We start from the raw sequence: 20,145 nt of genomic DNA on the forward strand, positions 1-20,145 counted from the left end.
ATCAGCGTCCTGCTTCCACACAACGGGAAAAGAAATCGACCAGACGGTCGCGCGCATCCACCATCGCGGACGCCATCGTCACCGCGCCGTTCAGATGCGATGCAAAGCGCGACGGTTCGTCGAGCCAGCCTTGCACGATCCAGAGCTTGAGCGCGTGCTGTACGCACGCGGCATCGACCGCCCATGCAATCCGCGCGGGATCGACCGGCCGGGTCCGCCGATAGGCCAGCACGAATGCTTCCGCCAGATGCGGTGCCTCCAGCGGCAGATGGTTCAGGCAACGCACCAGCTCGTATTCACGCGGCGCGCCGATCGACGCTTCCCAGTCGAGGATGAGCGGCGGCAGCGTGCCCGTGAACAGATAGTTGAACTGGTTGTAGTCGTTGTGGATCGGATGCTGCGGATCGTCGGCGGGAAGCGCGTCGATGCTGCCCGGATAGTAGCGGTCGAGCATGCGCAACGCGAGATCGACGTAGCGGCGCAGGTCGTCGGCGGCGTGGTTCCCGCGTGCGCGGTCCAGTGCGTCGTGCAGGCTGCGGCGCACTGCGTCCGCGTCGATCGCGGTCAGGCGTGCGCGGATCGTGTCGAGCTGCGGCAAATGAAGCTGCTCGAGACTCAGATGCAACGCGGCCAGACTCGCCCCGAGCGCATCCCATTCGGCCGGCGAAAACGTGTCGTAGGTTCTGAAGCGGCCGGTTTCCCAGCGCGTCAGCATCGCGTGCGAGCCGTGGCCCGTCCACAGCGATGCGCCCGACGTCGTGCGTTTCAGCGCCTGCACACGGAAGCGCGTATCGCCGTGCCTCTCGAAGTGCGCGAGCACGGCCGCTTCCTTGGCCGCACGCGCATGATGTTCGAGCGCGTAGAGCTTGACCGCTACGCCGCCGTCATCGGTCGGCAGGTGCCACACGCGTTCGCCGGCCTGGCGCGGCGGCCCGATGCGGCCCAGCGCGTAGGCCGCGCGGATCTCGTCGAAGGTCGCGGCGAGCGAGTCCATTCAGATGTGCTCGGCCGGGCCGTATCGATACGGATGACCGCTCAGGAACGTGTTGTGTCCGACGTAGCGCACCTTGTACATCGCCGGACGAAACAGCACCGAGGGATCGTTGTTCGCGATGCCGAGCAGCGGATACAGGTCCTGCCGCACGAAGAACGCGTTGTTGCCCATGTCGTCGCAACAGACGAGCTCATAGCCCTTCTGCCGGCCGAGATGAACGAGCGATTCGAGGCTCGCACCGTAATAGGTCGAGCCGTCCCATTCGTGGTCCGGGTTGAAGCACATGACCCAACGCTCGGGCGGCGTGTAGTACGGGTTGTATTCGATCACGACGATACGCGGCTGGAATGCCCGCAGGCCGCGCCAGACCCAGTAGTCGTTGCCGTCGATGTCGATCGACAGCAGGTCGAAGTCCGCTGGCGTGTTCGCATCGGCGAGCAACGTGTCGATCGTGTCGGGCTGGATGCGGTCGTGGTGCAAGCGAACGCGGTCCACCCCCGCGTAGTGGGCGGCCAGCTTGCCGAAGCGGTACGCACTCCCTTCCACCAGCACGCCGGACCAATCCCGTTCGCGCAGCAGCCGCGCGGTGTTGCTGTTGCGCAGCCCGTCGCTCGCGCCGATGTCGACGCAGAAGCGGTTGGTCGGCGCGATCCGCTCCATCAGGCGCGACAGGATGCCTTCCTCGGTGCCCTGTGCATAGAGGCTTGGCGCAAGGCCGGATAGATCGAGCGGAAGAGGATGGTCCTGCATCGAGGGGGGGCTCCGGGTCGGAATTGAGGGTGTATCCGGAGCGTAATTTACCCGAAGTCGATTGACGGGAGGAAACGGGAATCGCGACACTGCCGGGCGTCACCGGAGCGGAAACAATCTATGGGCACCGGCTCCGTCTTGAATGGCCGTGACGCGCGACTGGACACGTTAGGGCACTCACTCTTGCCCCGCGACTCGTCATAAATTTCTCACATTTACCGCCGAAGTCGAACAGCATGCCGTCCGCGCACACGTCGACGCTCCGGTTCGCCAGCCCGCTCACGCTCGCGGGACCGTCTATCCAATCTGATTTCTTAGTAAGTATCGTTCAACATTGACACAAATAGAATACTTAAAGTCAGATTCGTGGCCACCTACTCACCCCAAAACGCTCAATACCGACAAAGCCGCGGAGAAATCCACCACCAAACAAGATATCGCCAAGGTAGTCTCAAACAAATCCGCAAGCTGTACATCAATCTCTAAATTTCTCGCCAAAAACTATTTTTCGAGCACATCAAAGTGCCAATTCTGGGTCACAGAAATATCGACAAACCATTCAGCCACACCATCGCTTCAGCGCACCACTCCCGAAAAAACGCACACCAAAAACCACAAAACAACAACTAAAACATCCAAAACAAGCCATAACCCACAAACTAAACGCGAGCACTCAAATCCATTTTTATTGACTTAGCCAACCCACCAAGATCACCATATATTGTTTTTGAATTTATGCCCATCTTCCTCAACGCCACCGTCGCCCCCTCATAAACCGAACTCGGGACAGTTATCTTTACCGCATCCACCCCCGAGTAAACATTCTCAGAGAGAATATCCCTAACTTTTTTATTGAGACCACCCGATATCAGGAACGTCCCCATTTGCCGGTCTATTCTAAGATTAGCCTCAATCGGCTCAGAAACCCAAGCAATATCATAGGAGTATCGATCTATAACCTCCTCAAAAATTGAATCCTGCTTCTCAAAAATAGAAAATCTATCCTCCCTAAACAACCTATCACGCCCCCTTATATAATCAATCGACCTATCCATCAAGTCAGTATAATTTAGATAAAATATTGAAAAATCTCGCCCCAACCTCGGATTATATGTCTCAAGCGCAAAATAAAGCGCCACATAAGGACTCGTAGTAAAATCAATCAGCCTAGTAGGCACACCATAATGCTGCATCACCGACAGCCAAGCCAATTTCGATTCAGGACGATGCTCACCACCACAATATATCCTGTATTTCGACTTGAATGAATTAAGCGAATAATCCTCACACTTTCTTGCCAGATCAGCGGACCAACGATCCCCCAACACCCGCTCCAAAGATGACTCCAACTCCCAAGCAGCGTCCGCTTGACCGCGAAAAATGTATGGATTTGGCAAGGCGTTTAATTCGCACCCCAACTCCTCCATTGAGGCGACACGTTTTTCTACAATCATTCTCGAACCTCTCGATACGCAACCTGAATCAAGCGCAGTGTCGTTTCTTTATCTACGTCACTTTCAACCACTACCTTCCTAGCATCTCCATGCAATGAAATAGAGATCGTCGGTCGCCCACGCTCCTCTTGAATTACCGCAGAAGCTGCATTTCCAGTAGCTGCCGTTGATTTCGCAACAGCAACTACAGTTTCCTCGTTAAGCGCCGTCCCGGCCACCGAGACGCTCCCCTGATCCCCATTCATCTGTTGACAATAATAAGACATCGGCTTTTGAAAAAGCTCATCCGCATCGATGGGATTAGGTCCTGTAAAATTTGCCTTAAACCTCTTGATCGCATAGGCGCTCAAAACTTTTTGGATGAATCCTTCTGGATCACGAATCTTATCGACACGCACGTGAACTCCCGTCTCCACAACAGCCGTCGTATCCTGAATCAATTGCCCTATCTTCTTTGCAATTACGTCTACATCATTAGCGACGCGCGCCTTTCGCCCAACCCCCAAAATCCCTAGACTCGCATCAAAATAGACAAATGTGTACGGCCCGGAGTCATCAAGCATTTCCTGAAAATCGCCAGTACCCTCGTCATATTTCTCTACTGTCGTCCTCGTGATCCTACCTATCGCAAACCTACCCGCATCCGCAGTAATGTTTTCAATATTCCCAATGTGCCAAATATTGTTATACCGCAGCTCCAACGACGGCTTTTCACCCAACCCACGCTCAAACAACTCTCGAGGCGTTATCCCCGGATCAAACAATGACACTTGCGCGGGCTTGATAAATTTGATTCGGTAGAGGTGATATTCACTAGGACGCATGCTTTGATCTTTATGTATGTTCTATCCGATTGACGCAAGGCGATTACATTCCCCGAAGCCTCTCGCCATGTTTATGCGTGAACATACCATATGCGCGGCGATCCATCTCTCAATTTCATGTTGCTCATACAACCGCCTCCTTCGGAGACAGGAAATATACGATATCGCGAAATCACCACATGCGATGACCACGCATGCCAGACATGCCCCTCGAAAGAAATCGAAAAATTCTATGAAAGTCAGCCGAACGATTGCGCGATTACGATAATTTTATGTAGAGCACTCAATTTGGAGTACTTAGATAAAAGGTGGTTCCTCTAGCCAGAACACGAAATTCTGGCATCCTGACGGCCATCACCCGGAAGGAGAAGCGCCTTTTCGTAGGCAAACAAAAACCCGCTAGGTTTGCACCCAGCGGGCTGTTTGGAGCATCAACTGTCAGGCGCGGAACCTGTTCAGTCAGACTTTCATGCCCTCAGGACACTTACTCCTGCCCCTGACTCGTCAGGAACTCCTCGTAATTGCCGCCGAAGTCGAACAGCGTGCCATCCGTACGCACTTCGATGATCCGGTTCGCCAGCCCGCTCACGAACTCGCGGTCGTGCGACACGAAGATCAGCGTGCCTTCGAACTGCTCGAGCGCGATCTGCAGCGACTCGATCGATTCCATGTCCATGTGGTTGGTCGGCTCGTCCATCAGCAGCACGTTGTGGCGGCCGAGCATCAGCTTGCCCCAGATCATGCGGCCCTTCTCGCCGCCCGACAGCACCTTCACCGACTTCCTGATGTCGTCCGACGAGAACAGCAGGCGGCCCAGCGTGCCGCGCACCATCGTTTCGTCGTCGCCGTCCTTGCGGTACTGGTCGATCCAGTCCATCAGCGTGATGTCGTTCGGGAACTCCTCGTACGTGTCCTGCGGCATGTAGCCGACATTCGCGTTCTCGGACCACTTCACCGTGCCGTGATCGAGCGTGAGCGCGCCGAGCAGCGAACGCAGCAGCGTCGTCTTGCCCGCGCCGTTCTCGCCGATGATCGCGATCCGCTCGCCCGGCTGAACCGACAGGTTGAAGTTCTGGAAGATCGTGCGTTCGTACTTCTTCGTGATCTCTTCCGCCACCACCGCGACGTTGTGCAGCTTCTTCTCGAACTCGAAGCGGATGAACGGGTTCTGGCGCGACGACGGCTTGAATTCCTCGATCTTGATCTTGTCGATCTGCTTCGCACGGCTCGTCGCCTGGCGGGCCTTCGACTTGTTCGCCGAGAAGCGGCGCACGAAGTCTTGCAGTTCCGCGACACGCTCCTTCGCACGCGTGTTCGCCGCGGCCTGGCGCTCGCGCGCCTGTGCCGATGCGAGCATGTAGTCGTCGTAGTTGCCCGGCCAGACCTTCAGCGTGCCGAAGTCCATGTCGGCCATGTGCGTGCACACCGAGTTCAGGAAGTGACGATCGTGCGAAATGATGATCATCGTCGAGTTGTACTCGTTGAGCGTTTGCTCGAGCCAACGAATCGAGTTGATGTCGAGGTTGTTGGTCGGTTCGTCGAGCAGCAGCACGTCCGGCTTCGAAAACAGCGCCTGTGCGAGCAGCACCCGCAGCTTCCAGCCCGGCGCGACCTCGCTCATCGTGCCGTTGTGGAATTTTTCCTCGATGCCGATGCCGAGCAGCAGCGCACCCGCGCGCGCCTCGGCATCGTAGCCGCCGTATTCGGCGAACTTGCCTTCGAGCTCGGCAGCGTGCATGTAGTCGTCGTCGGTTGCTTCCGGGTTCGCGTAGATCGCGTCACGCTCGGTCATGGCGGCCCACATTTCGGTGTGGCCCATCATCACGACGTCGAGCACGCGCACGTCTTCGTACGCGAACTGGTCCTGGCGCAGCTTGCCGAGACGCACGTTCGGCTCCAGCGCGACGTTGCCGGCGCTCGGCTCGAGATCGCCGCCGAGGATCTTCATGAACGTCGACTTGCCACAGCCGTTCGCGCCGATCAGACCATAGCGGTTGCCCTCGCCGAATTTGACCGAGATATTCTCGAACAAGGGCTTCGGCCCGAATTGCATCGTGATGTTGGCAGTAGAAAGCACGGCAGGTCCCGTTAAAGGAGAAATCGACGGAAAACCGTGTATTTTAGCAGGTGTCGGAGAAACTGCCGACCACGCCGTTCCGGCAGCGCATTTCCAGCACCCTGGCCGCCGCCCGACCGGCCCGCCAACACGACGGCACGCGCCCCACCGCCGTCTTACCGGAATCCCGCATGCTTGCCAGCCAGCTTCGCGAACAACTCGTCGGCGCATGGCGCCTCGTGTCCTACGAAATCCGCCCGCGCGACGGCAGCGCGTTCACCTACCCGCTCGGCCGCGACGCGCGCGGCTGGATCCTGTACACGCCGGACGGCTACATGTCCGCCCAGCTGATGGCCGCCGGCCGGCCGCCCTACGCGGACGGCGACCTGCAGGGCGGCACCGCCGACGAGCGCGCGGCCGCCGCCGGCGGTTACATCGCCTATTCCGGCCCCTTTCAAGTTGCCGACGACGGCACGCTGACCCACGCAATGGACGTCAGCCTGTTCCCGAACTGGATCGGCAACGTCCAGCAGCGCGCCGTCAGGCTCGACGGCGATCGCCTGCAGCTCGGCACCGCCGCACCGATACGGATCGACGGCCGGGAAGTCGACGCGGTGCTGCTGTGGGAGCGCGCAAGCCGCTGACGCGCGTCACTTGCCGGCCTTCGCCGCCGCCCGCTGCGCCGCCTTCGCGTTCATCTGACCGAACAGCTCCGAGCACGGCACGTCGCGGTTGTTGCTCGGCGCGATCAGCGGAATCAGGGCCGCGAACGGGTTGATCAGCCCGAGGCCGACCATCGCGCCGGCGCGCAGCGCAAGCGCGCCCGCATCGACGCCGACGTCCGGGTTCTTGAACGTGCCCTTCGCGTACAGCGGCGAGCGCAGCGAGAAGATCCGGAAACCCTTCGTGTGCGGATGGATCTTCAGGTTCAGCGTTTCGTCGCGCAGGCTGATCGGGCCGTCGACGTTGATCAGCGCGTCGTCCGTATCGAGCGCGAATACCTTCGGGTCGAGAATGCCGTTGGTCGCGACGAAGTCGACCGCCGCGCAGTTGATCTTCACGTCGTTGTTGCCGAACAGCTTCTCGTAGACGACGTTCGCGACGTTCAGCCCCGCCGCTTCCATCAGCAGGCGGCTGATGCGGCCATCCGTCACGAGCGCCTTCACCTCACCGGTCGACGTGGCGGCCAGCGCAGCCGGCGAGTTGCCGGTCGCCGACAGCGACGCATCGCCGTTGATCTCGCCGAGCGCCGACTGCATGACCTTCTGCGCCGGGAACAACTGCTTGAGCTTCAGGTGCCGCGCAGCCACCGTGAAGCGCCCCTTGAGCGGCGCGCCGCTGCCGTCGAGATGCGCGGTCGTGGCCAGCGTGCCGCCCGCGACGCCGAACTGCAGCGGCTCGAGCGACAGCACGCCGTCCGTCATCACGATGTGCGTGTACAGGTTGGTGATCGGCAGGTCCGAACTCTTGACCAGCTTGCGCCCCGTGAACTTGACGTCCGCGTCGAGCGCACGCCAGCGGTCCGTGCGGAACGTCTCGACCGGCAGCACGCGGCCCGGCGGCTGTTTCGTCGTGTCGCCGCGCTTGGCCTTGCTCGCGGCGGTATCCGCGCCGATCACCGGAGCGAGATCGGAGAACTGCAGCAGGTTCGACACGAGCTCGCCCGACAGCTTCGGCCGCGGCTCGCGCTGCTCGTAGGCGAGCGTGCCGCCGAGATCGCTGCCGCCGACGCGGCCGTTGAAGTTCTCGTAACGGAAGGTGCTGGCCTTGCGCTTGAAGTTGCCGATCAGCCGGCCTTCGGTCGCGTAAGGCGGCGTATCGGGCAGCGTGATGCCGGTCAGCTGGTAAAGGTGCGACATCGACGTGCCCTGCAGCCACAGTCGCAGGTCGATGGCCGCGAGATGCATCGGATCGGTCAGCGTACCGACGATCGCAAGCCGCGTGTCGCCCGCCTTCACGTCGGCCTGCAACGGGAACGGCCGCGACGCGTCCTGGATCGCGAGCACGCCGCCCAGCTTGCCGGTGCCGCTGATCGGCACGTTCTTGTAGCGGCCGTCGACCTTCAGCCCGAACGCGTAGGTCGGGCCGGACGGCTTCGCGGGCGCCGCGACGCTGCTTGCGCCGGACGCGACAGCAGCAGCCGATGCCGAAGCGGTGGACGAGGAAGACGAAGCCGGCGCCACGGCAGACCCGGCCGAAACACCCGTGGCTGGCGCCGCACTCGCAGCCTGCGCGGCGGAAGCACTCGACGCGGCCTCTGCGTTGGCCTTCGCGCTCAACTGCGCGGCGCCATGCTTGCCGACACGCTGCGCCGATGCCGCGCGCGATGTCTGCTCCTGCTCCTTCAGCACGTCGCCGAGCGGAATCGGCTGCCCGAGCGTATCGATCGCGACGGTCAGGTCGGCCTTCGTGATCGCGTCGCGGTACGTGACGGTGCCCTTCGCGAAGCCGAAGCTGTCGAGCCGCACCTTCCACGGCGACGGCTGCGACGATTGCTTGAACTGGAAGGTCCACGTGTTGCGGCCGTCGGCAAGCCGCTCGAGGTCGACGGCCGGATTCACGACGTCGATCGACGGGATCACGATTTCATGCGCGAGCAGCGGCAGGATCGCGAGATCGAAGTGCGCGGCATCGAGCGTGACGAACTTGGGCATCTTCGCCCAGTCGGGGTTGCCGATCTCGAGCTGCGTAGCCGTGAAGCTCGGCCAGGGCACCCATGCGCGCCAGCCGGTTTCGCCGTCGGGGCGGCGCCAGCCGACCTTCAGGTCGCCGTTGATCGCGAACGGGCGGCCGAGTGCGGCCATGACCTGCTCGTTGACCCACGGCTTCGCGCGGTTCCAGTCGAAGATAAAGAGAAAGACGCCGGCCGCCGCGATGAGCACCGCGACGATACCGACGATCCATGCAGCCGATTTGCCGATGGCTCGGGCTAGCGTCATGGCGGTTCCGTTGTTGTTCTGAAATGTTGCCGCACCATGCCGGGCCGCTTGCGTGGACGAACGGCGCACGACACCCGCGGCTTTTCAATCGGTATTATGACGCACGCCATGGTGACGTTTCGGCGCCATTAACGCTTTTTTTCATTTGTGACATGACAGCCCCCACCGGCCTCATCGATGCAGAGCGCATCACGCGGCGCGACGCCAGCAGCGGCAAGACCCTGCTCGCGCCGACCGATTTCAGCCTCGCAGCGGGATCGCGAATTGCTATCACCGGGCCGTCCGGGTCGGGCAAGAGCGTGCTGCTGCGCGCACTCGCGCTGCTCGATCCGCTCGACGGCGGCCACATCCTGTGGCGCGGCAAACGGATCCGGCGCAATGCGATCCCGCGTTACCGGCGCAGCGTCGCCTACGTGCGCCAGCGCCCCGCCCAGATGGACGGCACCGTCGAAGCGCAGTTGCGCTATCCGTACTCGCTCGCGATCTACCGCGACGTTGCGTTCGACCGCTCGCGCGCCGAAGCGCTCGCCGCGCAGGCCGGCCGCGGCCCCGATTTTCTCGACAAGCGCGCGAGCGATCTGTCCGGCGGCGAAGCGCAGATCACCGCGCTGCTGCGCGTGCTGCAGCTCGATCCCGACGTGCTGCTGCTCGACGAGCCGACCTCCGCGCTCGACCCCGAATCGGCGCGCGCGATCGAGGCGCTCGTCGGCGCGTGGTTCGACGCGGCGCCCGACGCCCGCGCGTACATGTGGATCTCGCACGATCCGGCCCAGGCCGCGCGGATCGGCACGATGCGGCTCGTGATGCAGGCCGGCGTGATGCACGCGGCCAACCCGACGGAGGCCACGCAATGAGCCCCGCACTGCAGGACCTGAGCCTCGTCGACGTCGGCATCGCCGCCGCGCTCGTCGCGGTCAACGGCGCGATCTCGATGGCCCTGTCGCTCGGCCTCGGCCGCAAGCTCGCGCTCGCGGCCGTGCGCACCGTCGTGCAGTTGCTCGCGATCGGCTACGTGCTCGGCTGGGTGTTCGGTCATCCTCACTGGTACATCGTGCTGCCGCTCACCGCGCTGATGACGCTGATCGCCGGGTTCGCCGGCGCGGGGCGCGGCAAGCGCACGTATCGCGGCCAGCGCATCGACAGCATCGCGTCGATCTGGTTCAGCAGCTGGTTCGTCGCGGCGGTCGGCCTGTTCGTCGTGATCCGCATCCACCCCTGGTATGCGCCGCAATACGCGATTCCGATCCTCGGGATGATTCTCGGCAATACGCTCACGGGCGTGTCGCTCGGTGTCGAACGGATGATGGAAGAACTCACGGCGCGCCGCGACCGCGTCGAAACCGCGCTGGCGCTCGGCGCGACGCGCTGGGAAGCCGCGCAGGACGCTGCACGCCAGGCCGTGCGCGCCGGCATGCTGCCGACGCTGAACCAGATGGCCGTCGTCGGCGTCGTGAGCCTGCCGGGAATGATGACGGGCCAGGTGCTGGCGGGCCAGTCGCCGCTGCAGGCCGTGCGCTACCAGATCGTGATCATGTTCCTGATCGCCGCGGCCTCCGCGCTCGGCACGGTCGGCGCGGTGCTGATGACCTATCGCCGGCTGTTCTCGGCCGATCACCGCTTCCTCGCCGCGCGGCTCGAAGAACGCGCGCACTGACACGCGGCGCGCTCGCGCGATACGTTCGCGCGGTTCGCCGGTCAGCGCGCGCTGCGGCGCTTGCCGAGCGCCTGCCGCAACGCAGCCGGGATGTCCGCGTCCGGCGCGAGCCCGTCGACCGACGCGACGAGCCTTACCGCACGCGGCGTCGTCACATAGGCCTGCGCGCCGACATAGCCGCCGCTGCCGGCCGAGCGCGTCGTCACGACGAGCGCCTGCGGCGCACGTGCACCGAGGTCGGCCGTGAATGCATCGGTGACCGTACCGTCACGCGCATGCAGCGTGCCCGTCACGTAATCGTCGGTATCGAAGCCGGGGGCGGCATGCGCGGTCGAATACACGCGCACCGCGTAGCTGCCGGTCGAGCACGGTTCGAGCGCGCCGCTCGACACGACCGCCACCTGCTGCCGCGACGGCAGCTCGACTTTCTTCACGAAACCGCAATCGTCGGCCGCGTGCGCGTGCGCGGCGACGAACGCAAGGGCACACAACAGCGCGCGCATTCGGTATTTCATCGGGATGTCGTGACAGGAAGGTGATGATGCGGGCGAGCATAGCGTGACATTCGCATGACGTCACGCAGGCCGCTTTGCGATGCTGTCGCACGGCGAGCGACGAACGGCTGCCATGCCGTTGAAGCAGGTCGCGAGAAAGCATCGTGACGGCGACACGAAGCGGTCACGTGTCGCCGCGTGGTACCGCAAATCGAATCCGTTGCGCGCGCACCTGGTCCGACGCCGGCCCGCGCACACCGTTCAACGCTTGATCGACACCGTCACCTTCGTGCCGTCGCTCATCGTGACGGATTTCGACCCGCCGTTGGTCGGGATCGACACCCACTTCACCTGGCTCACCGACACGACGTCCGGGCACTGCAGCGACTTGCCCCCGGCCGTCACGTTGCGCGTGCCCTTCGGCGCGGCCGCCTGGAAGCTCAACTGCACGTTGGCGATCCCCTTCGCGTCGATCGACGGCGCGAGCCGCACCTGGGTCTGGCGCACCATCGCGCCGTTCTCGTCGCGCGGCAGGCTGTCGGCATTCGGGCAACCGTCCGGCATCGCGACCGCCCCGCTCGGCGGCACCGACTTCCAGTTGAAGTCGTCCGTCTCGCCCGAGCGGATCTTGCGGGTCTCCTGCGTATTGCCGAAGGTCTTCGAGTCGACCTTGACGGTGTATTCGAGCTGTCCGGTCCCGCCGCCCTTCAGGCTGCCCTTGACCGGCGGCGCCGCGAATACGCTCGCGCTGACGCACGCCGCCACGAACACGACCGACCACGATGCGGCGACTGACAAGCTGCGTTGGCTCATGCTGACCTCCTTGGTATGCGGCGGCACGCGCGTGCCGCACGGTTTTCGATGCATGATGCGCTGCCAGTCTACCGCCAAGCGGCATGCAATGCGCCGCAAACGCATCGGGTGTTACCCCGCTTGCGTTCGCGGCGCCGCAACCTTACGCGCGATGCCGGCTCAGAAGCCGCTCAGCACGAGCTTGCCGATCGAGCGCCCGGCCTCGAGCAACTGGTGCGCGCGCCGCACGTTCGCGGCGTTGATCGTGCCGAGCTGCTCGCCGACCGTGGTGCGCAGCGTGCCGCCGTCGACGAGCCGCGCGACTTCGCCGAGGATGCGGTGCTGTTCGATCATGTCCGGCGTCTCGAACATCGCGCGCGTGAACATGAATTCCCAGTGAAACGCGGCACTCTTCGCCTTCAGCAATTCGACCGGCACCGGCTTGTCGTTCTCGACGATCGTGCAAATGCCGCCCTGCGGCCGGATTACCTCCGCAGCGGCAGGAAAGTGACGATCCGTATCGTTGAAAATCAGCACGTAGTCGACGTCCGGATGCCCGGCCTCGCGCAGCTGCGCAGGCAGGTCGCCGAAATGGTCGACCACCGCGTCCGCGCCCAGCGAGCGCACCCACTCGGCCGACGCCGGCCGAGATGCGGTCGCGATCACGTGCAGCTTGCCGAGCGTCTTCGCGAGCTGGATCGCGATCGAGCCCACGCCACCCGCGCCGCCGATGATCAGCACCGACTTGCCGGCGTCCGCGCCCTGCGGCGAGACACGCAGCCGGTCGAACAGCGCTTCCCATGCGGTCAGCGCGGTGAGCGGCAGTGCGGCGGATGCGGCGAAATCGAGCGTGCGCGGCTTCAGCGCGGCGATCCGCTCGTCGACCGTATGGAATTCGCTGTTCGCGCCCGGCCGCGTGATGCTGCCCGCGTAGAACACTTCGTCGCCCGGCCGGAACAGCGTGACGTCGGCGCCGACCGCGACCACCGTGCCGGCTGCGTCCCAGCCGAGCACGCGCGGCGTGTCCTCGACCTGCGGCTTCGGCGCGCGCACCTTGAAGTCCACCGGGTTCACGGAAATCGCCTCGACCTTCACGAGCAGGTCGCGCGGGCCCGGCACGGGCTGCGGCAGCTCCACGTCGAGCAGGGCTTGCGGGTCGTCGATCGGCAGATAACGGGTCAGTCCAACGGCTTTCATCACGACACTCCTTCAGGAAATCCTGTGGGCCGCGGCGCAGCCCCATGAACGTCATCGTAGGCAACCCGATCCTTCGAGAAAAGCGCTATATTTCCTGAAACATTTTCAGGAATTTCAGAATAATGACGTCCGACCCGATTCCGGCCCCCGACAAGCCGCTCGACCTGCTCGACGTCGCGCTGTTCGTGCGCGCGGCGCTGCTCGCGAACGTCACCGCGGCCGGCCGTGAATTCGGCGTGTCGGCCGCGGTCGCGAGCGCGCGCATCGCGCAGCTCGAACGCCAGCTCGGCGCGCGGCTGCTGCACCGCACCACGCGCCGCATCAGCCTCACGCAGGACGGCGAAGTCTTCATGGCGCACGCCGACACGCTGCTGTCGGCCGCCGATGCCGCGCGCGCGTCGGTCGGCCACGGCCGCACCGAGCCGTACGGGCGGCTGAAGGTGTCGATGTCGTCGTCGTTCGGCCGCCAGCATGTCGCACCGGTGATTCCCGCGTTCCTGCGCCGCTATCCGTCCGTGTCGCTCGACCTGCGGCTGTCGGACGAGATCGTCGACCTCGTCGACGACGGCTACGATGTCGCGATCCGCCTCGGCGCGCTGAAGGATTCGACGCTCGTCGCGCGCAAGCTCGCCGCGAACCGCCGCGTGCTGTGCTGCTCGCCCGCGTATCTCGCCGAACACGGCACGCCGCGCCATCCGGCCGACCTCGCGCACCACGAATGCGTGATCCTCGGCGACCAGCGCGACTGGTCGTTCGCCACGCCGCAAGGCCCGCTCACCGTGCGGGTGGGCGGCCGGCTCGTCGCGAGCAACGGCGAGGCGATCCGCGAAGCGCTCGTCGACGGCTTCGGGATCGCGATCAAGTCGACCTGGGACGTCGGCCCGCTGCTCGCGAGCGGCGCGCTTGTCACGGTGCTCGACGACTATCCGTTCGCGGAAGACATCGCGATCTGGGCCGTCTACCCGAGCCGCGCGCACGTGCCGCTGAAGACGCTCGCCTTCATCGCGTTCCTGGCCGCGCATTTCGGCGATCCGCCGTATTGGGATCGCGCGGACGGGCAATGACCGCCGCGCCGCACGCGGTTTCGATCCGCCCCTGACCGCCGCGTGCGGCCAACCGGCTACAATGGCGCGTTCGCCACGCAAGGGCCCGACGCCGGACGGGGCCCGCATCGGCAGGCGGCTGCCCGTTGGCCGCCTACGCATTTCATTCGCTTCCCAACCATCCCGTCATGACCCACAACCTCGTCATCCAGAGCCTTGCGCCGCTGTCGGACGCCCATCACACCCCGCTGCTCGCGCTGTCGCGCGGCACCCGCATCGTGCAGACCGACGATCATGCGCTGCGGATCGACAACGCGAACCCGGCGCAACGCCTCGACATCGATGCTTACTGCGGCACGCACGCGCTCGACTTCGCGTTCGTCGAGGCCGGCCTCTCGCTCGGCGATTTCGGGCTCGCCGTGATGGACATGGATTCGACGCTGATCACGATCGAATGCATCGACGAAATCGCCGATTTCTGCGGGCTGAAAACGCAGGTCGCCGAGATCACCGAAGCGTCGATGCGCGGCGAGATCCGCGACTTCAACGAAAGCCTCACGCGCCGGGTCGCCCTGCTGGCGGGACTCGACGCGCATGCGCTGGAACGCGTGTACGAGGAGCGGCTGCAACTGTCGCCGGGTGCCGAGAAGATGCTCGCCGGCGTAAAGGCCGCCGGCATGAAGACGCTGCTCGTATCGGGCGGCTTCACGTTCTTCACCGAACGGCTGAAGGCCCGCCTCGGCCTCGACTACGCGCATGCGAACACGCTCGAGATCGTCGACGGCAAGCTGACCGGCAAGGTGCTCGGCGAGATCGTCAACGCCGACGTGAAGGCGCGCCTGCTGCGCGAGACGTGCGCGTCGCTCGGCCTCGAGCCGAGCCGTGCGATCGCGATGGGAGACGGGTCGAACGACCTGAAGATGATGGCCGAAGCCGGGCTGTCGGTCGCATACCACGCGAAGCCCGTCGTGCGCGATGCGGCGACGGTCGCGTTCGATCACGTCGGCCTCGACGGGCTGCTGCGGCTGTTCTGATCCCGCGGAATCCGAAATGAAAAACGCCGGCGCGATCCAACATCGCGCCGGCGTTTTGTTTTTCCGAAGGCCGTGATCGGCTGGCGATCAGCCCAGTGCGGCCTGCATCGCGCGCTCGATGTCCGCGCGCAGGTCGGCTTCATCTTCCAGGCCGACATAGAAACGCACCAGCGTGCCGCGATGCGCCCAGTCCGGGCGCATCGACGCGACGTCGTAAGGCATCGCGAGGCTGCACGCGCCGCCCCAGCTCCAGCCGATCGCGAACAGCTCGAGCGACTCGACGAAGCGGTCGACCTGCTCCGCGCTGTAGCGTTCGTCGAACACCACCGAGAACAACCCGCCCGCGCCGGTGAAGTCGCGCATGAACGACGCGTGCCCCGGGCAATCGGCGATCTGCGGGTGCAATACCGCCGCGATCTCCGGCCGCGCCTTCAGCCATTGCGCGAGCGCAAGCGCGCTCTTGCTGTGCGCGTCGAAACGCACCTGCATGCTCGGCAGGCTGCGCAGCACGAGCGAGCAATCGTCGACCGACACGCCGACGCCGCAGCGCATCCGCGCGAGCTTCAGCTTCGCGTGCAGTTCCGCATTCGCGGTGATCGTCGCGCCCATCAGCACGTCGCTGCCGCCCGACTGGTATTTGGTCAGCGCCTGCACCGAGATGTCGACGCCGTGTTCGAACGGCTTGAACGCGAGCCCGGCCGAAAAGGTGTTGTCGATCGCGGTAACGATGCCGCGCGCCTTCGCGGCCGCCGTGATCGCCTGCACGTCCGGCACTTCCATCGTCACCGAGCCGGGCGCCTCGATCCAGATCAGCCGCGTGTTCGGCTGGATCAGGTCGGCGATGCCGGCGCCGATCAGCGGATCGTAGAAGCGCGCGGTGATGCCGAAATCCTTCGCGAGCCAGTTGCCGAAATCGGCGTTCGGCCCATACACGTTGTGCGGAATCAGCACGTCGTCGCCGGCTTTCACGATCCCGAAGTAGACGTTCATGATCGCCGCGAGACCCGACGGCTGCAGCAGCGCATGCGAGCCGCCCTCGATCTCGGCGAGCCGCTGCGCGAGCGCGAGCGACGTCGGCGTGGCGTGCAGCCCGTAGCGCCATTGGTTGTCGTTGTGCCAGACGAGCGCACGCATCGTCGCGAGATCGGGAAACACGACCGTCGACGCGCGCGCGACCGGCGGCACGAACGAACGGAAGCCTTCCGGGATCACGTCGTCGGGTTGAACGATGCGGGTTTGCAGTGCGCGCTTGGGAGTGGATGCAGTCATGACTGGAAGCCGGGCACGAGGCCGTTCGGTTGCGGAATATGCAGCTAGATTAGCCAAAATCGGCGCAATTGGCCCGGTACAATGCGCGCCGCGCGCACCGAGCCAGCGCGGGTTCAGTCGTCGGTGCGCAGATTGACGATGCCGCCCACCGTCTCGATTTCCTGCACGCGGCCGTCGCGCACCTGCAGCGCCGCGCGCTTGCCAGGCGCGAGACGCAGCACGACGGGCTGCGGATCCGACTCGTCCGAATTCATCCGGTCGGCTTTCAGGGCACCTGTCGCGTCGAAGCGGCCGATCCACACGCCCGTGATGTTCGTGCCGTCGTTCGATTCCTCGATTTCCAGCGTGTCGCCGTCGCGATCGCCCGCGAGCAGCACGACCTCGCCCGTATCGGCGAACTGGTATTCACCGTGCACGCCTTCCTCGTCCGTCTTCGGGCCGAGATGCACGACGATCGGCCGGTCACCGAGCGTGCCTTCGTAGCGCGGCAGGCGGGCGAACTCGGGATTCGGCTTCAGCGGCCGCGCCATTGCCGGTTCATCCTGCTGCGCGCCCGGCGCGACGGCCTGCGCGGCGACGGCGCCCGGCAGCGCCGTGCCCGCCGCCAGTGCGCCCGCGACGACGAGCGCCCGTTGCCATTGCGAATATCGACCCACCTTGTGTTGCTCCTTGCTTCAGATTCGCTCGAAAATCGCGGCGATGCCCTGCCCGCCGCCAATGCACATCGTCACGAGCGCATTGCCGTGGCCGGCGTGCGCATGCCGCGTCAGCCCTGCATCAGGCGCTCCACCGCATCGCGGTGCGGAATCGGCGCGACCGCGCCGTAGCCCGTCGTCGACAGCGCCGCCGCGGCGTTCGCATAACGCGCCGCCGCGAACGGATCGTCGCCCGCGACGATCCGCGCGACGAAAGCGCCGCCGAAGCAGTCGCCCGCGCCCGTCGCATCGACAGCCTGAACGGCGAAGCCCGGCACGACGCGCCGCTCGTTCGGCGTCGCCACGTAAGCGCCGTCCTTGCCGAGCTTCAGCGCGACGACCTGCGGCCCGTGTTCGAGCATCGCATCGACGATCGCGTCGCGATCGTTCGCGCCCGTCAGTGCCGTCACGTCGTCCCAGCTCGGCAGGCAGATATCCGTCTGGCGCAGCGCCTCACGCATCACCGCGCGGGCGCGCGGCAGCGGCCACAGCTTCAGGCGCAGGTTCGTGTCGAAGCTGACCTTCGCGCCGTGGCGGCGAGCGTGGTCAGTCGCCGCGAATGCGGCATCGCACGCCGCCGTGCTGATCGCGAGGCTGATGCCCGACAGGTGCACGGCCTTCGCGGCGGCCAGGGCATCGAGCGGCAGATCACCTGTTGCATAGCGGCTCGCAGCCGAGCCCGCACGCAGGTAGTCGAACTGGTGACCGTCGGCGCCATGCGTGACGAAGTACACGCCGGTCGGCGCCGTGCGGTCGACGCGCACGTACGTCGTGTCGACGTTTTCCGCGCGCCACATGTCGGCCAGCAGGCGACCGAACGGATCGTCGCCGATCGCCGACACGAAGCCCGTCGATGCGCCCTGGCGCGCCGCGGCGATGCAGAAGTTCGACGTGTCGCCGCCGAAGCCCTGCAGGAATTCAGGCCGGCCCGGCTGCGACTGGTTGAATTCGATCATCGCCTCGCCGAGCGCGAGGATCTCCGGGAATGCGGCGGCCATCGCTTACACCTCGCCCCACAGATCGTGGCCGTCGGCGCCCGTGATCTTCACGGACACGAAATCGCCGACCTTGTAGCGCTTCGATGCCTTCGCCGCCGGCTCGACATAGACGACGCCGTCGATCTCCGGCGCATCGGCCGCCGTACGGCCGATGCCGCCTTCGTCGCTGACTTCGTCGATCAGCACCTTGAGGGTCTTGCCGACCTTGCGCTGGATGCGGTTCGCCGACACTTCCTCGGCGACTTCCATGAAGCGCGCGCGGCGCGCCTCGCGGACTTCATCCGGCAGCGCGCCGTCGAGTTCGTTCGCGGTCGCGCCTTCGACCGGCGAATACGCGAAGCAACCGACGCGATCGAGTTCCGCCTCGCGGATGAAGTCGAGCAGCGTTTCGAACTGCTCTTCCGTCTCGCCGGGGAAGCCCGCGATGAACGTACTGCGGATCGTCAGGTCCGGGCAGATCTCGCGCCACTTCTGCACGCGCTCGAGCACCTTCTCGGCGTTCGCCGGACGCTTCATGCGCTTCAGCACTTCCGGGTGCGCGTGCTGGAACGGCACGTCGAGGTACGGCAGCACGTGGCCCTTGAACGGGCCTTCGGCCATCAGCGGAATCACTTCGTCGACGCTCGGATACGGATACACGTAGTGCAGGCGCACCCATGCGCCGTACTGCGCGGCGAGTTCGCCGAGCGCGGCGACCAGGTCGGTCATGCGCGTCTTGATCGGCTTGCCGTTCCAGAAGCCCGTGCGGTATTTCACGTCGACGCCGTACGCGCTCGTGTCCTGCGAGATCACGAGCAGTTCCTTCACGCCCGACTTGAACAGGTTCTCGGCTTCCAGCATCACTTCCGCGACCGGGCGCGACACGAGGTCGCCGCGCATCGACGGGATGATGCAGAACGTGCAGCGGTGGTTGCAGCCTTCGGAAATCTTCAGGTATGCGTAGTGGCGCGGCGTGAGCTTGATGCCGGCGGCGGGCACGAGATCGGTGAACGGATCGTGCGGCTTCGGCAGGTGCGAATGCACGGCCTGCATCACTTCGCCCACCGCATGCGGGCCGGTGACGGCGAGCACCTTCGGGTGGACTTCCTCGATCAGGTTCGAGCCGCTGGCGCTCGACTTCGCGCCGAGACAGCCGGTGACGATCACCTTGCCGTTCTCGGTCAACGCTTCGCCGATCGCGTCGAGGCTTTCCTGCACGGCTTCGTCGATGAAGCCGCAGGTGTTCACGACGACGAGGTCGGCACCGTCGTAGGTGCCGGAGATTTCATAACCTTCGGCGCGCAATTGCGTGATGATCTGTTCGGAGTCGACGAGCGCCTTCGGGCACCCGAGGGATACGAACCCTACTTTGGGGGATTGGGACATCTGGAATGTGGGGGCGTGGCAGCAAAAGCGTGAGTTTACAGCCATTTAGGGGTGGCGAGGCAAAACAGGCGATCGGCGGCGGCACCGACCGTCGAATCGGATGCACGGCGCGCCGGCGGCGCCGTCATGCGACGGCTGCCCGATGCGCCCCTTTCACTTTGAAACAGTGCATCGCCGCGCGACCGGCTCACGCGATGTCCGAAACCGACGCATTTGAAGCGCCGACGGCGCCGCGCTTCCTTTGATCCCGGTGAGACTCTCGATCGAGCGGAAGGCAAAGCGCACCTGCATTCACGACATTTCATGGCCGGGTCCTGCCGACGAGTGCGCCGGCTCTGTCCCAAACATTCGAACTCGTCTCATTTCACGATAATGGGGCGCAAAGTAGCATTGCGCACGAGCCTCCCTGCCCCTCGGCTGCACTGCCGCATGGGGTCAAATCTGGCGCATCGGCTTCCTCCCGACGTCGTTTGCCGGCAAACCCAAGGACGATGCGCCACTGAAGAAGTCCAGGCCCGACAATCGCTTTCAGGTGATCTGCACGTTCAACGGGGATCGCGCCGTCTGTCGCTACGCGTCGACCGTCA

18 protein-coding genes are annotated in these 20,145 nt (G+C 64.4%); 5 read left to right on the forward strand and 13 right to left on the reverse strand.

The features are described from left to right. Position 1: 1 nt before the first annotated feature. The 5 genes from LXE91_RS14665 to LXE91_RS14685 all read right to left on the reverse strand — a co-directional run bounded on the left by LXE91_RS14665 (position 2) and on the right by LXE91_RS14685 (position 6,099). A complete protein-coding gene (locus LXE91_RS14665; RefSeq protein ID WP_039357853.1) occupies positions 2–994 on the reverse strand; it encodes a phosphotransferase enzyme family protein in 993 nt (330 codons plus the stop codon). After that, positions 995–1,744: an FkbM family methyltransferase gene (locus tag LXE91_RS14670; protein WP_039357850.1), complete on the reverse strand. Its 750-nt coding sequence runs from the start codon at positions 1,742–1,744 to the stop codon at positions 995–997. It abuts the gene before it with no gap. A gap of 659 nt (positions 1,745–2,403) precedes the next feature. Next, positions 2,404–3,198, reverse strand: coding sequence for an FRG domain-containing protein (locus LXE91_RS14675; protein WP_046197062.1), 795 nt, complete (start codon positions 3,196–3,198; stop codon positions 2,404–2,406). Then, complete coding sequence (locus LXE91_RS14680; RefSeq protein WP_076841597.1) at positions 3,195–4,022, reverse strand: hypothetical protein; 828 nt, start codon at positions 4,020–4,022, stop codon at positions 3,195–3,197. The genes LXE91_RS14675 and LXE91_RS14680 overlap by 4 nt, the downstream gene beginning before the upstream one ends. Before the next feature lie 484 nt (positions 4,023–4,506). Next, on the reverse strand, positions 4,507–6,099 hold the full coding sequence (locus LXE91_RS14685) for an ABC-F family ATPase (protein ID WP_039357848.1): 1,593 nt from the start codon (positions 6,097–6,099) through the stop codon (positions 4,507–4,509). A gap of 170 nt (positions 6,100–6,269) precedes the next feature. Between LXE91_RS14685 and LXE91_RS14690 the strand changes: the two genes are divergently transcribed. Continuing rightward, a complete protein-coding gene (locus LXE91_RS14690; RefSeq protein ID WP_039357845.1) occupies positions 6,270–6,722 on the forward strand; it encodes a lipocalin-like domain-containing protein in 453 nt (150 codons plus the stop codon). Between the two features lie 6 nt (positions 6,723–6,728). Here the strand turns inward: LXE91_RS14690 and LXE91_RS14695 are convergent, their stop codons facing one another. After that, positions 6,729–9,017 carry an AsmA family protein gene (locus LXE91_RS14695; RefSeq protein WP_039357842.1) on the reverse strand — a complete coding sequence of 763 codons (2,289 nt, stop codon included), beginning with the start codon at positions 9,015–9,017 and terminating at the stop codon, positions 6,729–6,731. A 152-nt stretch (positions 9,018–9,169) separates the two neighbouring features. Here LXE91_RS14695 and LXE91_RS14700 point away from each other — a divergent pair, with 152 nt between their 5' ends. Continuing rightward, positions 9,170–9,871, forward strand: a complete 702-nt coding sequence (locus tag LXE91_RS14700) for an ABC transporter ATP-binding protein (RefSeq protein ID WP_039357839.1) — start codon at positions 9,170–9,172, stop codon at positions 9,869–9,871. Further along, entirely contained in the window at positions 9,868–10,671 is an 804-nt protein-coding gene (locus LXE91_RS14705; RefSeq protein ID WP_039357836.1) for an ABC transporter permease, read from the forward strand. Before LXE91_RS14700 ends, LXE91_RS14705 begins: the two co-directional genes overlap by 4 nt. A gap of 41 nt (positions 10,672–10,712) precedes the next feature. Here the strand turns inward: LXE91_RS14705 and LXE91_RS14710 are convergent, their stop codons facing one another. The 3 genes from LXE91_RS14710 to LXE91_RS14720 all read right to left on the reverse strand — a co-directional run bounded on the left by LXE91_RS14710 (position 10,713) and on the right by LXE91_RS14720 (position 13,154). Beyond that, on the reverse strand, positions 10,713–11,186 hold the full coding sequence (locus LXE91_RS14710; RefSeq protein ID WP_039357833.1) for a PliI family lysozyme inhibitor of I-type lysozyme: 474 nt from the start codon (positions 11,184–11,186) through the stop codon (positions 10,713–10,715). Between the two features lie 240 nt (positions 11,187–11,426). Further along, positions 11,427–11,978 (reverse strand): DUF6013 family protein, encoded by a 552-nt coding sequence (locus LXE91_RS14715; protein WP_039358009.1) that lies wholly within the window; start codon positions 11,976–11,978, stop codon positions 11,427–11,429. 159 nt (positions 11,979–12,137) lie between these two features. Then, complete coding sequence (locus LXE91_RS14720; RefSeq protein WP_039357830.1) at positions 12,138–13,154, reverse strand: zinc-binding alcohol dehydrogenase family protein; 1,017 nt, start codon at positions 13,152–13,154, stop codon at positions 12,138–12,140. Between the two features lie 122 nt (positions 13,155–13,276). Between LXE91_RS14720 and LXE91_RS14725 the strand changes: the two genes are divergently transcribed. Next, entirely contained in the window at positions 13,277–14,218 is a 942-nt protein-coding gene (locus LXE91_RS14725) for a LysR family transcriptional regulator (RefSeq protein WP_039357828.1), read from the forward strand. Positions 14,219–14,385: 167 nt separating this feature from the next. Next, positions 14,386–15,231 (forward strand): phosphoserine phosphatase SerB, encoded by an 846-nt coding sequence (gene serB, locus LXE91_RS14730; RefSeq protein ID WP_039358006.1) that lies wholly within the window; start codon positions 14,386–14,388, stop codon positions 15,229–15,231. An 87-nt stretch (positions 15,232–15,318) separates the two neighbouring features. Here the strand turns inward: serB and LXE91_RS14735 are convergent, their stop codons facing one another. The 4 genes from LXE91_RS14735 to rimO all read right to left on the reverse strand — a co-directional run bounded on the left by LXE91_RS14735 (position 15,319) and on the right by rimO (position 19,558). Beyond that, complete coding sequence (locus LXE91_RS14735; protein ID WP_039357826.1) at positions 15,319–16,500, reverse strand: cystathionine beta-lyase; 1,182 nt, start codon at positions 16,498–16,500, stop codon at positions 15,319–15,321. 113 nt (positions 16,501–16,613) lie between these two features. After that, a complete protein-coding gene (locus LXE91_RS14740) occupies positions 16,614–17,156 on the reverse strand; it encodes a hypothetical protein (RefSeq protein ID WP_039357823.1) in 543 nt (180 codons plus the stop codon). 110 nt (positions 17,157–17,266) lie between these two features. Next, positions 17,267–18,193 (reverse strand): sugar kinase, encoded by a 927-nt coding sequence (locus LXE91_RS14745; protein ID WP_039357821.1) that lies wholly within the window; start codon positions 18,191–18,193, stop codon positions 17,267–17,269. 3 nt (positions 18,194–18,196) lie between these two features. Further along, positions 18,197–19,558: a 30S ribosomal protein S12 methylthiotransferase RimO gene (gene rimO / locus LXE91_RS14750; protein WP_039357817.1), complete on the reverse strand. Its 1,362-nt coding sequence runs from the start codon at positions 19,556–19,558 to the stop codon at positions 18,197–18,199. Positions 19,559–20,145: the final 587 nt, after the last annotated feature.

The organism is Burkholderia contaminans (assembly GCF_029633825.1).
In the GTDB taxonomy this organism is placed as follows: Bacteria; Pseudomonadota; Gammaproteobacteria; order Burkholderiales; family Burkholderiaceae; genus Burkholderia; species Burkholderia contaminans.